This window comes from Sphingomonas cavernae, assembly GCF_003590775.1.
Taxonomy (GTDB): Bacteria; Pseudomonadota; Alphaproteobacteria; order Sphingomonadales; family Sphingomonadaceae; genus Sphingobium_A; species Sphingobium_A cavernae.
In genome coordinates, this window is sequence record NZ_QYUM01000004.1 from 519,057 (window position 1) to 532,471 (window position 13,415).

Genomic DNA, 13,415 nt, shown 5'->3' on the forward strand with positions numbered 1-13,415 from the left:
AAATACGGGGCCAGCGTCCGTTCTCGTCCATTCGCCTCTATTATAGGATGAGTGCTCGGCAAATTTTGCCTGGCGCACATTTATCGCCGATTTTTCTGAGGTGTGTCGAATGGACGTCTCAACCTATGTGCTGCTGAGCCACGAGCAGGCGCTTCGTCGCAGGCTCGACGTCACCGCGAACAACATGGCGAACAGCAACACCGTGGGCTTCAAGCGCGAGCAGCCGCTGTTCCATGAATATGTCGAGCAGACGAAGGAAGCGCCGGTCGAAGACGCGAAGAAGACCTCCTACGTGCTCGACTATGGCGCGGTGCACGACATCAGCCAGGGCGCATTTCAGGCGACGGGCAATCCGCTCGACGTGATGATCGACGGCCCGGGCTATCTCAATGTGGAGACGCCCGAAGGCGGCGTCGCCTATACGCGCGCGGGCTTCATCAAGATCCTGGAAACGGGCGAACTCGCCACCTCGGGCGGGCAGCGCATCCTGGGCGCCGATGGGCGTCCGATCGCGGTGCCGGCCGACCAGAAGGCCACCGTCACGATCGCCCAGGACGGCACCGTCATGACTCGCGACGGCGAAGTCGGGCGGATTGCGGTCACCAGCTTCGCCGATGAAAATATGGTTTCGCCGCGCGGGGACGGGATGATGACCGGCACGAGAGGAACCGCGTTGACGCAGGCGCAAACGAAGCTGCGGATCGGCGGCATCGAAGCGTCCAACGTTCAGCCGATCGTCGAGACCACCGCGATGGTCGAGGTTTTGCGGTCGTACCAGACCAGTCAGCGCATGTCCGAGAGCCTCAGCGAGATGCGCAAGAGCGCCATCGGCCGCCTCGGTCGCGTCAACTGACCTATAAGTAACTCAGTATCCATCTGAAAGGATTGTCATGCGTTCGCTTTCCATCGCTGCCACGGGCATGCTCGCCCAGCAGACCAATGTCGACGTGATCTCGAACAACATCGCCAACATGAACACCACCGCGTTCAAGCGGCAGCGCGCCGAGTTCCAGGACCTGCTCTACCAGCAGGTCTCCCGCCCCGGCGCCTCGTCAAGCGCGGACGGTACGCGCATCCCGTCGGGCATCCAGATTGGCGCGGGCGTGCGCACAGGCGGGGTCTATCGCATCACCGATCAGGGCGCGATGACCAACACGGGCAATCGCTACGACATCGCGGTCGATGGGCCGGGCTATTTCCAGATCGCGCTGCCTTCGGGTGAGGTCGCCTTTACGCGAGCTGGCTCCTTCCAGCTCTCCGATCAGGGCGAACTCGTCACCACCGACGGTTACCGGGTCCAGCCCGACATCACCATTCCACAAGGCGCGATCGACGTGGTCGTGTCGAAGACGGGCGAGGTCCAGGTCAAGATGTCGGGCGAGCCCGAGATGCAGACCGTCGGCCAGCTCGAACTCGCCACCTTCGTCAACGAAGCGGGGCTCGAAGCGATCGGATCGAGCATGTTTATCGAGACGGCAGCTTCCGGCCAGCCCACAGTCGCTCTCCCCGGAGCCGAAGGCTTTGGCACGCTGACCCAGGGCTTCCTCGAAGCCTCCAACGTCAACCCGGTGGCCGAAGTGACCGCACTCATCACGGCGCAGCGTGCCTATGAAATGAACAGCCGCGTCGTGAAGACCGCGGACGAGATGCTCTCGACCACCAGCCAGCTCCGCTAAGCCGCGATGCGTCTGTTCCTTTCCGCAGTGCTGGTCGCGGCGCCCGGCGCGCTGCATGCGCAGGTCGCGCCCGCCACCGTCGACACGCCGGTGCTCGTCCGCGTCATCGAAAAGGGAGAGCCAATCTCCCCCGGCGATTTCGCGGTCGAACCCCGTCCGGCAAGTGTCGCACGCGGCGCGATCGCCCCCATCGAAGCAGCCGGCCTTGAGGCCGCACGCCGGCTGATGGCCGGTGCGCCGGTCCGCGCCGCCGATCTGGCAAAACCACAGATGGTCCGCCGCGGCGAGGCCGTGACGATCGCGCTTCGCTCGGGCGCGCTTTCAATCACCACTGCGGGCCGCGCGCTTTCAGGCGGCGGCAAGGGAGATCCCGTCCGCGTGGTCAGCCTTAGCACCAACCGCACGCTCGATGCCGTCATCGAGGGTTCGAGCCGCGTCCGCGTGACCGGCCAATAGGAGTAACGCGCCATGAAACGTATCGCATCCGCACTCGTGCTCGCTTCGCTCGTCGCGGGCTGCGGCGTGACCGATCGCCTCGCCAATGTCGGCCGCGCGCCGAAGTTGACGCCGATGGACAATCCATCTGCGCCGCTGATCGAACCCTCGCTCGGCAATCAGGCGGCGGCGCACCGCTCGGGCAAACCCGTCGAGACGGCGGCACCCAGCGCATCGCTCTTCCGCACGGGCGCGGGCGCGTTCTTGCGCGACCAGCGCGCATCACGGATCGGTGACATTGTGACGATCCGCATCAACATTTCGGACCGCGCGGTCGTGGGTAACTCGACCACGCGCTCGCGCACGGGCTCGGAAAGCGCCGGGATCGCCTCGCTGTTCGGGCTTGAATCGCAGTTGGACAAGGTGCTTCCGGGCAATCCAGATCCCGCGAACCTCGTCGATACCAGTTCAGATTCGCAATCGGCGGGCGCGGGCAACACGTCACGCAGCGAACAGATCAACATGACCGTGGCGGCGCTCGTCACCGACGTGCTGCCCAACGGCAATCTACTGATCCGGGGCCGCCAGGAAGTGCGCGTCAATTTCGAGCTGCGTGAGCTGATCGTCTCCGGCGTGGTCCGTCCTGAGGACATCGCGCGCGACAACAGCATCCGTCACAGCCAGATCGCCGAAGCGCGGATCAGCTATGGCGGGCGCGGCCAGCTTACCGACGCGCAACAGGCGCGTTGGGGCCAGCAGATCTACGACGCCCTCTTTCCCTTCTGAAACACCTTCCCGCGCGAACAGGCGCCGTCGGGCCCGTCCCCGGCGGCGCCTTCGCATGTCTGACGTCGAATTTCATTAAGCTATTGTTATCCATAAATAATTGTGCCGCGTTGCTTTGGCGGGTCAGGATTTCTTCCCACAATGAAAGGCGAGCTGATGAGTTCAGATCGTCGGGGGCCAGCGAAACTGGCCCAGGCCGCAGAAGTCGGCCTCAGATCCAGAAGGAATGAACAATGGCGTTTTCGGTTAACACCAATGTCGGTGCAATGGCGGCTCTGCAGAGCCTCAACGCGACCAACCGCAGCATGTCCACCACGCAGAGCCGGATCAACACCGGTTTCAACGTTGCGTCGACCAAGGATGACTCGGCCAAGTACACGATCGCTCAGACGCTTCGCGGCGACCTGGGTGACCTGAAGGCCGTTACCTCCTCGCTCAGCAACGCCAAGAGCGTGACGGACGTGGCGGTCGCGGGTGCCGAGCAGATCTCCGACCTTACGAACCAGATGAAGTCGAAGGCGCTCGAAGCGTCTGACGCTGGTCTCGACCAGCCCAGCCGCGACGCGATCGCCAAGGACCTCACGGCTCTGAAGGAGCAGGTGAACACGATCATCACCTCGTCGGATTTCAACGGCAGCAACCTGCTGCTCAGCACTGCCACCAGCGGCAGCGTGTCGGCGCTCCAGTCGGTTGCGACCGGCGCCACCCCGCTGACCGTTGCCAACCAGGCCCTCGACACCGCGTTCGCGGCGGGCACCGTCGGCGCCGCCGGCGCCGCCATCACGCTCGGCACGGCGGCGGCTGCTGGCACGCTGGCGACCGACGTCGAGACCTTCGCGACCGCGCTCAAGACGAGCCTCAGCACGCTGGGTTCGGCTTCGCGCAAGATCGACGGCCAGCTTCAGTTCTCGAGCAAGCTGTCCGACGTGGTCGAGAGCGGCATCGGCAACCTCGTCGACGCCGACCTGGCGAAGGAATCGGCGAAGCTTCAGGCCCTGCAGGTCCAGCAGCAGCTGGGCGTCCAGGCTCTGGGCATCGCCAACCAGGCGCCGCAGACGATCCTGTCGCTCTTCCGTTAAGGAAGACGACCGCCCTGTTCCCCGACGGGGTGGATCACATACAGGCCGGGATGGTTCGCCATCCCGGCCTTTTTTTGTCCGGACAATCACAGGCTGCACCGCGGGCCGCGCAACCGCACCACGCCAGGAAGCGGCGTAAAAAGGAACTATTTCAGACGATTCTTTTCGAACCCGCGCCCTAAGGGGAATTCCTTAGTTGGATATTGCCTCCCCGTGACTCAAAGCGATTGACGATGCTGCGACGGGGGGCCGGCGCCATCCATCTCTCGGGGGAAAGATGAGACCAGAATTTGTTGGGTTTGCGAATGAGGTCTTTGATGGATGTGCGCGTTAGTTCCGCGGCAGACGATGTAGCCGCGGAGAAGAGCAGAACTGGTTCAGAGTATCATTTCACGTTGAAACTGGTCGTAGACGACGCCGGCGAGCTATGGAATCTCGCCGCAAAGCGTTGCCTCGACTGGACGTCCGACGAGATCGATGAAACCATCGGGCCCCGCGAGGATCCATCGATCGAGGATTGTCTTGCGATGGTGGCGCTGCCCGCACCGATCGCGGGATGCCGTATGATCGATGTCGCGCTGCGCAAGGCCGGCAGACCGGGGGCGGAGCTCCGCAGCGGCGAATACGAAGTCGAGCCGCGTTCGTTTTCGCTCCGCATTGATGCACCGCATCTTGGCGGCGCACCGCACCTTTCGGGCGACGATGGCGCATCGGGACTGATCTGGCGTAGCTGACGCTTCTAGACCTTGATCGTTTCAGGTTGAATCAACCTGAAACGTGAATCAAGGTCTAAACTATTGGAATAGAGCCTGATTCACGCTTTCGGCGGAAGCGCGCAGCGCTTCCACCTCAAACGATCAGGCTCTCGCCTCGCGTAAAACCAAAAGCCCCGCGCCAGCCGGAGCCGACGCGGGGCGGAATCGCCGATAGGACGGCGTTCAGGACGGAGCGGAGACCGCCACCAGGCCGCTCAGCGGCATCCGGATTCCGTTGACACCGAGCATCACATTGGCGCCGTCGGTGACGATGTCCTTCACGATCGCGACCGAATTGATGGTGGCCGGGATCGCCTTGCCTTCGGCGTCAAGCGCGGTCAGCGATAGCGTATAGGCGCCGTCGGTGGCACGCGTTCCGTCCGTCTTGATTCCATCCCAGGAATATTGGCCTTGCGCCTTGGGATCGAGCTTGGTCTCGCTGACGACATTGCCGCTCGCATCCTTCACCGTGGCAACGATCGAACTGGGCTGGCGGTCCGCATAATAGGTCCATTTGGCGGGATCGCTGCCCAGCCCCGCAACCGGTGAATCGAAGCGGGCTTCGCGCCCGATGAAGTTGGAAGACTGCGCCATGTCTTGCGAGGCGATCCGCGACAGTATCTCGTCGAGCTTGCCCGTCTGCTGGATAGATTGTTCGACCTGCGAATATTGCACGAGCTGCTGCGTATATTCGGACGTATCCATCGGATCGAGCGGATCCTGATGCTGCATCTGCGCGGTCAACAACTTCAGAAACATGTTGAAATCCGCCGCGATGGTCGCCTTGGGAACCGCGCCTGTCCCGTTTGCGCCTTGCGCGGCCTCGTTGCCGGTGATCGTGGTCATGTGTTCGGATCCTTATGCCATCAGGTCCACCCGGCCGCTCGACCGGAGCGACTGGTAGACGGGTTCGTCAGCAGCGCCTTCGCCGCCATTATGTGTGGCCCCCCCCTGCCCGCCACGCGTGTCGCTGCCCTGCTGGCCGCGCTGCCACGCCTGGCCGGCGTCACCGCCGCGGCTGTCGAAGCGGAAGGATTGAGGATCTGCGCGCACGCCCGCGTCGTTGAGCGCGCGCGACAGATCGCCCGCCTCGCGCCTCAGCATGTCGAGCGCAGCGGGACTGTCAGCGGCCATCACCGCGCGCAGGCTCCCCTCACGATCGAACGACAGGCGGACATCGATCCGCCCCATCTCGGCAGGATCAAGGCGGATGAGCACCTCTTCCTTGCCGGCGGCGACGTGCCGGGCGATCTCTACGCCCATGTCACGCCCGATTTGCCCCGGTTGAGCTGCGACCACTGGCTGGTGCGGCATATGAGAAGCAGCGGCAGGATAGGGTTGCCCCGCCGGCCGTGGCGCAGGGGTAGCGAGCGCCTGGCTGAAAAGCTGCGAGGGGAGCGCTTCGGAAGCGCCATCCCCTGTCATCGGCTTGGCGGTATCGGCCGCTGCCGTTCCCGCGCCGCCGCCCGTAGCGGCCGGCTCGGCCTTCTGCGCAGCAGCATTGTCAGCCAGCGCGATATCCCGCGCGGCGGCATTGGACGTGGTGTCAGGCGCGATCGACAGCGACGGAACGATCGGTGTCGAAATCGGCATAATCGCGTCCGACCCGGATTGGGCCGGACGCGCAGCTTCCGGGAGTGTCGGGACCGGAAGATCGATGTTCGTGTTGTCAGGCGCGGCCAGCGCCTCGGATTCTTCGGGCGCCACATCTTCAAACGCTGGCGCCGCGGTTTCGGGCAAGGCAGCAAGCGCAAGCCGCTCAGCGGCTGCTGACTGACTAGGAAGCGTGGCGGTTTGCTGCTCAGGCGCGGGCAGCGCGTGGCGCTGCTCGAGCGATACTGGCTTCGCATTGGCTTCGGTCTCACGAGACAGCGTCGAACCCTGTTCGCCCCCATGCTCCGAAGCGCCATCGGCCACGTCGTTTTCAGCCTCAATCTGCAGTTCAGACTGTGTCGCCATCTCGGCCGCCTCCGGCTGACCCGCCGTCCCCATCGCGTCCGGCAGCGACGCGATATCTCCCGTCGCCGGCGCTGTCGCATCGTGAGCATCGGCGGCGATCGCCATGCCGGGTGCTAACTGAGGCTGGGCCAGCGCGACGCGCGCATCCGCAGCGGTTGCGGTCGTCATCGTGACAATGCCCGCCGCCGCGCCCTGCAGCAGATCGCCGAACCCCGGCAACGCCGCCCCGGGCAACGCATCCGACGCGCGCGCGGGTGCCGCTATGGTCGGGATCATCGAAATGTTCATCAAATAGTCTTCCCCTGGGCGCAGCGCGCCGTTCTCATGACATTATAGAACGGAAACTCAGCGCGGTGGCGATCTCAGCCGATCGTACCAAGCGTGCGGATCCGCGCGCGCGCATGGATCTCATTCTGCGACAGCACGACGGTCGCCGGGCGAACGCGCTCGATGATCGATCGGACGAAAGGTCGGATCGCCGGACTTGTCAGCATGCACGGAATTTCGCCATCGGACGCCAGCTTGTCGTAGGTCTCGCGCACCGACGCGATGAAACTCTGCAGGCTCGAGGGCGCCATGGCGAGATGACGATCGTCGCCCTGCCCCATGATCGCCTCAGCGAACTCGTTGTCCCAACGCGCTGCCAGCGTGACGATTGGGATCGTGCCGTCATGCACCTGCTGGGCAGAGATCTGACGCGCGAGCCGGCTGCGGACATGCTCGGTCATCTGTGTCAGATTCTGCGTGAAGGCAGATGCCTCGGCGATGCCCTCGAGGATCGTCGGGACGTCGCGGATCGAGACGCCTTCGGACAAAAGATTCTGAAGGATGCGCTGGACGCCCGAGATCGAGATCTTGGACGGGATGATGTCCGCGACGAGCTTTTCCGATTCCTTGTGAACTTCGGTCAGCAATTTCTGCGTCTCGCTGTACGAGAGCAGATCTGCGATATTGTCCTTCACGATCTCGGTCAGGTGCGTGGTAATCACCGTGCCGCAATCGACCACGGTCAGTCCGCGGAACCCCGCCTCTTCGCGCAAGTCGCGGTCGATCCACATCGCGGGCAGGTTGAACACGGGTTCGCGCGTCTCTTCGCCCGCGATCCCCGCATTGCCGCCGCCGGGATTGATCACGAGCAGCTTGTCGAGCCGGATCTCGCCGCGCGCTGTCTCGGTTTCCTTGACATAGACGATATATTCGTTGGCCTTGAGCGCCATATTGTCCAAAATGCGCACCGCGGGCAGCACGAAGCCGAAGTCGATCGCCATCTGGCGGCGCAGCGCGCGGACCTGATCGTCGAGCCGCGGGTCGGAACTTGAGTCATTGATGAGCGGCAGCAGCGCGTAGCCGAGTTCGATGCGGACCGCGTCGATCGCGAGCGTGCGCGCGATGGGTTCCTCGGTGGGCTCTGCTTGCTGCTGCGCGATTGCTTCCTCGACGCGCGCCTTGGCCGCTTCGGCATCGGCCTTCTGCGACATCTTCCACGCCAGCCAGCCGCAGCCACCGCCAAGCACGGCGAACGGGATGAAGGGCAAGCCGGGAACAAGCGCGAGCGAAATCATCAGGAACGCGACCATCCCGAACGCCTTGGGATAGCGGCCAAGCTGGTCGCCAAGCGCCGCCCCGGTTTTGCCCGAAATACCACCCTTGGAAACGAGCAGGCCCGCAGCGGTCGAAACGATGAGAGCAGGGATCTGGCTGACCAGCCCCTCGCCGACCGTCAGCGTCGTATAGCTCTGGAAGGCGTCGCCAAAGGGCACGCCGTGAATGACCACGCCGATGATGAGCCCGACGACGATATTGATCGCGGTGATCAGCAGGCCAGCGACCGCGTCGCCCTTCACGAACTTCGAGGCACCGTCCATCGCGCCGTAAAAACCGCTTTCGGCCTCGATTTCGGTGCGACGCTCGCGCGCCTGGGTCTCCGTGATCATGCCCGCCGAGAGATCGGCGTCGATCGCCATCTGCTTGCCCGGCATCGCGTCGAGGCTGAAGCGTGCGCCGACTTCGGCGATGCGCCCCGCCCCCTTGGTGATAACGACGAAGTTGATGACGATCAGGATCAGGAAGATGGTGAGGCCGATCACGGTCTCACCGCCCATCAGGAACTCGCCAAAGGCCGCAATCACGCCGCCCGCGGCATGATGCCCCTCGTGGCCATGCCCGAGGATCAGCCGCGTCGACGCCAGGTTGAGGCCAAGCCGCAACATCGTCACGATCAGCAGAATCGTCGGAAAGCTGGATAGTTGCAGTGGCTTGTCGATGAACAACGCAGTCATCAGGATCAGCACCGATGCGGTGATCGACAGCGCGAGCCCAAGGTCGAGCAGCCAACCCGGCATCGGCAGGATCAGCATCGCGATGATAGCGACGACACTCATCGCAAGCGCGAGGTCGCGACCGGGGCCGAGCTTCTTCAGAAACTGGTCTAGCTGGGTTGGCATGGATTGCTCCGGATGCGAGCGTTACGCCTGAAGCGCGGGCGAGACGGCAATGCCGTCCTCGATGAAGGTCCTGAGCTTGTTGCGCATCGTGCGCACCGAGATGCCGAGCATCATCGCAGCCGTGGTTCGATTCCCGCGGCAATGCGCGAGCGTCTGCAGGATCAGCGCGCGCTCGACATCGGCGACGGTTCGGCCCACCAGGCCCTCGATCAGTTCCGCGAGTTCGGGCGCGGGCATATACTCGCCGCGCAGCCGCGCGAGCACGGCGGGCACATTGATCGACACCGCGTCCTGGGAAGACGTCGCCATCAGCGGTCCTGCCGTACGATTTCGGTGAGCGTCACGCCCAGCGCGCTGTCGATCAGGACGACTTCGCCGCGTGCGATCAGCCGGTTGTTGACGAATATGTCGACGGGTTCACCCACGCGGCGGTCGAGCTCGACGACATGGCCGGGCTTGAGTTTCAGGAGCTCGCCAATGTCCATGCGCGACCGGCCGAGTACCGCCTGCACCTTTACGGGCACATCGAATACGGCCTGAAGATCATCCGCGGTCGGCGGTGTTGACGGGCGCTCGGGCGTCCAGGACATTTCCTCGTGCACGCCTTCACTTTCGGCGCCGTCGGACGCGAATTGCGTTGGAGCAAGCTGACGCGGTTCGGCATCGTTGGTCATGGTTTCTTCTTTCATGCGTTCATCCATTGGCGGATCACCGAGGCGGATTCGGCGGGGCTGGCAGCGATCGCATCACCGATGCGGCGCAGCGCGGAGAGCTTGATGCGGCCGTCGACCTGCGCCAAAGCGATCTCCTGATCGAGCAGCGGCACATCGCCCTCGCGCATCGCCTCAAGCTGTTTCATGGCTTCGGGGTCGCCGTCCGCGGCGCGCTGCGCGAGCGCCAGCATCTCGGGATCCTCTGCGGTCGGGGCAGCAATAAGCTCCCCGCCCTCGATCGCGGGTCCAGGCGCAGCCGATCTGGGCCGCAACATCCGGACCGCGAGCAGCACGACCCCTGCCAGCACGACAATCTTGAGCAGATCGAACAGATGGTCGGTGGTCAGTCCGAAAGGCAGAACGGACTCACTCGCGGCCATATCTTCGGACGCCGCGAAGGCCATGCTCTCGACGACCACGCTGTCGCCGCGTTCGGCATCGAAGCCCACCGCATTCTCGACCAGACGCGTCAGCCGCTGGATTTGCGGCTGGGGCAGGCCCTTGGGGCCACCATCGACCATGACCGCGACGGTCAGGCGGTTGATCTTGCCCGGCGTTTGGACGCTCACGGTTTTCTTGCTGCTGTTCTGGAAGGTGATGTCCTCCGAGGACTCGTTGCGTGCCGAGCGGCGCGAATCCCCTCCGGTGCCGTCGATCGCACCCTCGGTTTCAGGGAGCTGCGCGCCCACGGTGACACCCTCGGCCCCTGCCGCATTTTCGTCGCTCTGGTCGCTGGATTCGACGGTCACCTGATGCGCGATCACCTGGGTATCGGGATCGAAGACCTCGGCCTCCTCGCGCGTCTGGTCGCGGTCGAGCACCGCCGACACCTCGGCGCGTACCTTGCCCGCGCCGACGATCGGTTCGACCATCGCCTCAATCTGCGAGCGCAGCCGCGCCTCGACAGCGGTCTGGCGTTCCTCGATTTCGGAAGACCCCGCGCCGCCGCCTTCTCCCGCACGCGCCAGCAGCGCGCCCGACTGGTCGACGATCGAAACGCTTTCCGGCGAGAGTTCAGGCACCGAGGAAGAAACCAGATAGCGGATCGCCTGCACGGTCTCACCGGTCAGTCGACCGTTGGTCTTCACGGTCACCGCGGCGGTCGCCTTGCGCGGTTCGGCGGCGAACATGGCGCGTTCGGGCATGACGATGTGGACCCGCGCCTTGCTGACTCGCTCCAGGCTCTCGATCGAGCGCGCCAATTCGCCCTCGACCGCGCGTGTCTCGTTCATCTTGGCGCGCGAGGACGATACACCGAAAGGCTCCTCGGCATCGAGGACCTCATAGCCAATCTTGCCGCCCAGCTTCTCCGAGGCCATCGCCATGCGCAGTTCGGCGAGTTTCTCGACGGGCGCCATGATCGACGTGCCGTCACTCGAAAGCTGGAAAGCGACGCCCTGTGCGCTGAGCTTTTCGGTGATCGACTGCGCCTGCGCAGGGTCAAGCTCGGTGTAGAGAAATCCCATCTCTGAAGACGGGCTTCTGAGCGCGAGCGCACCGAGTCCGACGAGCAGGGCAAGCGTAACGCCGCCCATGATCATCAACCGTCGCGGCCCGAGCTGCGTGATCAAATTCCGCAATCCGTTCAAGGCAAGCCTCGCGTACTTGGACCTTGATCGTTTCAGGCTGAACGGCCTGAAACGTGAATCAAGGTCTCAACTATCTGGGTAGAGCCTGATTTACGCTTTCGATCGAAGCGCGCAGCGCTTCGTCCTCAACCGGTCAGGCTCTGACAACAAAGGCCCTCTGCCCTTGCCTGTTTCATTATAGGATGATCAGGCTAGGCAACTCTTGCCGGGTCGAAAGTTTTTATGCGCCGCGTCGGTCGTTTAGGAGCGCGCGGAGTTCCGTGGCCACCGCGGCACGACGCGCAGCAGCATCGACGGCCAACCCGCCTTCATCCCAGAAGATCACGGCATCGCCCGGCGCGATCGCCTCGTCGGTAATCACGGAAATGGAAAGCGTTCGCCGTTCCTGGCCCGCGCGGGCTGCGACCTGCCGCTCGACCTCGGTCGCCAGCGCCGGATTGACGCGGATGGCCAGCCGCGTGCCGCGGCCGATCTGTTCGAGGACACGACCCAACGCCTCGTCGATGGCACGGCCCGGCGCCTTATCGACGGCGAACCCGGCCAGTGCGTCGGCTGCGGTGAGCGCGACTTCGGCGGCGTCACGCATCATCGTATCAGCGGTCTCGGACAGGCGCGCAGCTATCTCGTCGAGCGAGGCGTGCAGCGCATCGGTGGCGGCGAGCACCGCGGTCTCTCGTTCGCTCCGCGCCTGGACCAATCCCGCCTCGAAGCCATCGGCGCGCGCTCTGGTGAGCTCGGCCTGATGCGTGACGGATTGCCTGTCGACCTCCGCCTGCAGCGCCGCGATCTGCTTGAGCAGCTCGGCATTGTTCGCGGCCGCCGGCTCGCTCGAGGCGAAACGAAAGACGCGATCGAACCCGAATGGCTTTACGTGGATGGCGGCCTCCATCATCGACCTTTCAATTTTCAGCACCTGTCTGCGGGCAGGCTCAGTAAATCATCGCGTCGTCGCTCTTGGGATCGACGAGCATAATCTCGCCGCGATCGCCGAGCGACTTCGCCAGACGCACGAGGTTGGTCTGCGCCTCCTCGCATTCGCGCGCGCGCACCGGCCCCATCGCGGCCATGTCGTCGCGCATCAGCTTGGCGGCGCGCTCGGTCATCCCCGCGAAGAACATCTGCTTCATCTCTTCGGGCGCGCCCTTCAGCGCCAGCGCCAGCTCGCGCTTGTTGCAGTTGCGGACGATCGTCTGGATCGCAGCGGGCAACAGGTTGGCGAGATCTTCGAAGGTGAACATCAACGCGCGAATTTTCTCCGCGGATTCCGGCGCGCGATCGTCAAGCGCGGTCAGCATCGCCTCTTCGGTCGAGCGATCGAGTGCGTTGAACACCTCGGCCATGGCTTCGTGCGGATCGCGGCGCTGCGCGCGCGAGAGATTGGTCATGAACTCGCTCTTCAGCGTCTGCTCGACCTGCAGGATCACATCCTTCTGCACCGTGTCCATGCGCAGCATCCGCATCACGACATCGGTGGCGAGATCGCCGGGCAGCTCGGCGAGCACGCGCGCGGCATGGTCGGAGCGCAGCTTGTGGAGGATCACTGCCACCGTCTGCGGATATTCGTTTTTCAGATAGCCCGCGAGCACGGTTTCGCTGACGTTGGAGAGTTTATCCCACATCGTCCGCCCCGACGGGCCACGGATGTCCTCCATGATTTCCTTCACGCGATCGAGAGGCAATATGCCCTCGAGCAATCGTTCGGTCGTCTCGAACGATCCGTGGAGCGACGACATGCTCGAGACCTCACCCGAGAACTGAACGAGCAGATGCTCAACCACCGCCGAGGGTATGCGTCCCAACGAGGCGATACACGAGGACAGTTCCTTGATTTCGTCGGTCGAAAGCTGCTCCCAGATGGGGCCGCCATGATCGCGGCCGAGCGCCAGCATCAGCGCAGCGGCGCGCTGAACGCCCGAGTATTTCTTCAACTCCGGCGGTTCGCCGACCGGCGTCATTACGCTCATGCACTATCCCCAAAA

14 protein-coding genes are annotated in these 13,415 nt (G+C 64.0%); 6 read left to right on the forward strand and 8 right to left on the reverse strand.

Annotated elements, in window-relative coordinates; genetic code table 11:
• The first annotated feature begins 109 nt into the window (after window positions 1-109).
• From D3876_RS17835 to D3876_RS17860, 6 genes are all read left to right on the forward strand, one after another.
• Window positions 110-853: a flagellar hook-basal body complex protein gene (locus D3876_RS17835; protein ID WP_119764793.1), complete on the forward strand. Its 744-nt coding sequence runs from the start codon at window positions 110-112 to the stop codon at window positions 851-853.
• A gap of 37 nt (window positions 854-890) precedes the next feature.
• Window positions 891-1,676, forward strand: coding sequence for a flagellar basal-body rod protein FlgG (flgG, locus tag D3876_RS17840; RefSeq protein ID WP_119764795.1), 786 nt, complete (start codon window positions 891-893; stop codon window positions 1,674-1,676).
• Window positions 1,677-1,682: 6 nt separating this feature from the next.
• Entirely contained in the window at window positions 1,683-2,132 is a 450-nt protein-coding gene (flgA, locus tag D3876_RS17845; protein WP_119764797.1) for a flagellar basal body P-ring formation chaperone FlgA, read from the forward strand.
• 12 nt (window positions 2,133-2,144) lie between these two features.
• A complete protein-coding gene (gene flgH / locus D3876_RS17850; protein ID WP_119764799.1) occupies window positions 2,145-2,897 on the forward strand; it encodes a flagellar basal body L-ring protein FlgH in 753 nt (250 codons plus the stop codon).
• A 233-nt stretch (window positions 2,898-3,130) separates the two neighbouring features.
• A complete protein-coding gene (locus D3876_RS17855) occupies window positions 3,131-3,976 on the forward strand; it encodes a flagellin (protein WP_119764801.1) in 846 nt (281 codons plus the stop codon).
• Window positions 3,977-4,371: 395 nt separating this feature from the next.
• Window positions 4,372-4,710 (forward strand): hypothetical protein, encoded by a 339-nt coding sequence (locus tag D3876_RS17860; protein WP_119764803.1) that lies wholly within the window; start codon window positions 4,372-4,374, stop codon window positions 4,708-4,710.
• Between the two features lie 204 nt (window positions 4,711-4,914).
• Here D3876_RS17860 and D3876_RS17865 read toward each other — a convergent pair whose 3' ends face one another.
• The 8 genes from D3876_RS17865 to D3876_RS17900 all read right to left on the reverse strand — a co-directional run bounded on the left by D3876_RS17865 (window position 4,915) and on the right by D3876_RS17900 (window position 13,400).
• Window positions 4,915-5,577 (reverse strand): flagellar hook assembly protein FlgD, encoded by a 663-nt coding sequence (locus tag D3876_RS17865; protein WP_119764805.1) that lies wholly within the window; start codon window positions 5,575-5,577, stop codon window positions 4,915-4,917.
• A 12-nt stretch (window positions 5,578-5,589) separates the two neighbouring features.
• Window positions 5,590-6,978, reverse strand: coding sequence for a flagellar hook-length control protein FliK (locus tag D3876_RS17870; protein WP_119764807.1), 1,389 nt, complete (start codon window positions 6,976-6,978; stop codon window positions 5,590-5,592).
• A 74-nt stretch (window positions 6,979-7,052) separates the two neighbouring features.
• A complete protein-coding gene (flhA, locus tag D3876_RS17875) occupies window positions 7,053-9,134 on the reverse strand; it encodes a flagellar biosynthesis protein FlhA (protein ID WP_119764809.1) in 2,082 nt (693 codons plus the stop codon).
• A gap of 21 nt (window positions 9,135-9,155) precedes the next feature.
• Entirely contained in the window at window positions 9,156-9,443 is a 288-nt protein-coding gene (locus D3876_RS17880) for a helix-turn-helix domain-containing protein (protein WP_119764811.1), read from the reverse strand.
• A complete protein-coding gene (gene fliN, locus D3876_RS17885) occupies window positions 9,443-9,823 on the reverse strand; it encodes a flagellar motor switch protein FliN (RefSeq protein ID WP_119765667.1) in 381 nt (126 codons plus the stop codon). The genes D3876_RS17880 and fliN overlap by 1 nt, the downstream gene beginning before the upstream one ends.
• Window positions 9,820-11,388: a flagellar basal-body MS-ring/collar protein FliF gene (gene fliF / locus D3876_RS17890; RefSeq protein ID WP_119764813.1), complete on the reverse strand. Its 1,569-nt coding sequence runs from the start codon at window positions 11,386-11,388 to the stop codon at window positions 9,820-9,822. Before fliF ends, fliN begins: the two co-directional genes overlap by 4 nt.
• Window positions 11,389-11,656: 268 nt before the next feature.
• Window positions 11,657-12,328, reverse strand: a complete 672-nt coding sequence (locus D3876_RS17895) for a FliH/SctL family protein (RefSeq protein ID WP_119764815.1) — start codon at window positions 12,326-12,328, stop codon at window positions 11,657-11,659.
• A gap of 37 nt (window positions 12,329-12,365) precedes the next feature.
• A complete protein-coding gene (locus D3876_RS17900) occupies window positions 12,366-13,400 on the reverse strand; it encodes a flagellar motor switch protein FliG (protein WP_119764817.1) in 1,035 nt (344 codons plus the stop codon).
• Window positions 13,401-13,415 lie beyond the last annotated feature (15 nt).

Excerpts from the sequence above, each read along its gene's own strand:
- D3876_RS17835 (WP_119764793.1), top strand. The coding sequence starts at position 110 with ATGGACGTCTCAACCTATGTGCTGCTGAGCCACGAGCAGGCGCTTCGT.
- flgG (WP_119764795.1), top strand. The coding sequence starts at position 891 with ATGCGTTCGCTTTCCATCGCTGCCACGGGCATGCTCGCCCAGCAGACC.
- flgA (WP_119764797.1), top strand. The coding sequence starts at position 1,683 with ATGCGTCTGTTCCTTTCCGCAGTGCTGGTCGCGGCGCCCGGCGCGCTG.
- flgH (WP_119764799.1), top strand. The coding sequence starts at position 2,145 with ATGAAACGTATCGCATCCGCACTCGTGCTCGCTTCGCTCGTCGCGGGC.
- D3876_RS17855 (WP_119764801.1), top strand. The coding sequence starts at position 3,131 with ATGGCGTTTTCGGTTAACACCAATGTCGGTGCAATGGCGGCTCTGCAG.
- D3876_RS17865 (WP_119764805.1), bottom strand. The coding sequence starts at position 5,577 with ATGACCACGATCACCGGCAACGAGGCCGCGCAAGGCGCAAACGGGACA.
- D3876_RS17870 (WP_119764807.1), bottom strand. The coding sequence starts at position 6,978 with ATGAACATTTCGATGATCCCGACCATAGCGGCACCCGCGCGCGCGTCG.
- flhA (WP_119764809.1), bottom strand. The coding sequence starts at position 9,134 with ATGCCAACCCAGCTAGACCAGTTTCTGAAGAAGCTCGGCCCCGGTCGC.
- D3876_RS17880 (WP_119764811.1), bottom strand. The coding sequence starts at position 9,443 with ATGGCGACGTCTTCCCAGGACGCGGTGTCGATCAATGTGCCCGCCGTG.
- fliN (WP_119765667.1), bottom strand. The coding sequence starts at position 9,823 with ATGAAAGAAGAAACCATGACCAACGATGCCGAACCGCGTCAGCTTGCT.
- fliF (WP_119764813.1), bottom strand. The coding sequence starts at position 11,388 with ATGATCATGGGCGGCGTTACGCTTGCCCTGCTCGTCGGACTCGGTGCG.
- D3876_RS17895 (WP_119764815.1), bottom strand. The coding sequence starts at position 12,328 with ATGATGGAGGCCGCCATCCACGTAAAGCCATTCGGGTTCGATCGCGTC.
- D3876_RS17900 (WP_119764817.1), bottom strand. The coding sequence starts at position 13,400 with ATGAGCGTAATGACGCCGGTCGGCGAACCGCCGGAGTTGAAGAAATAC.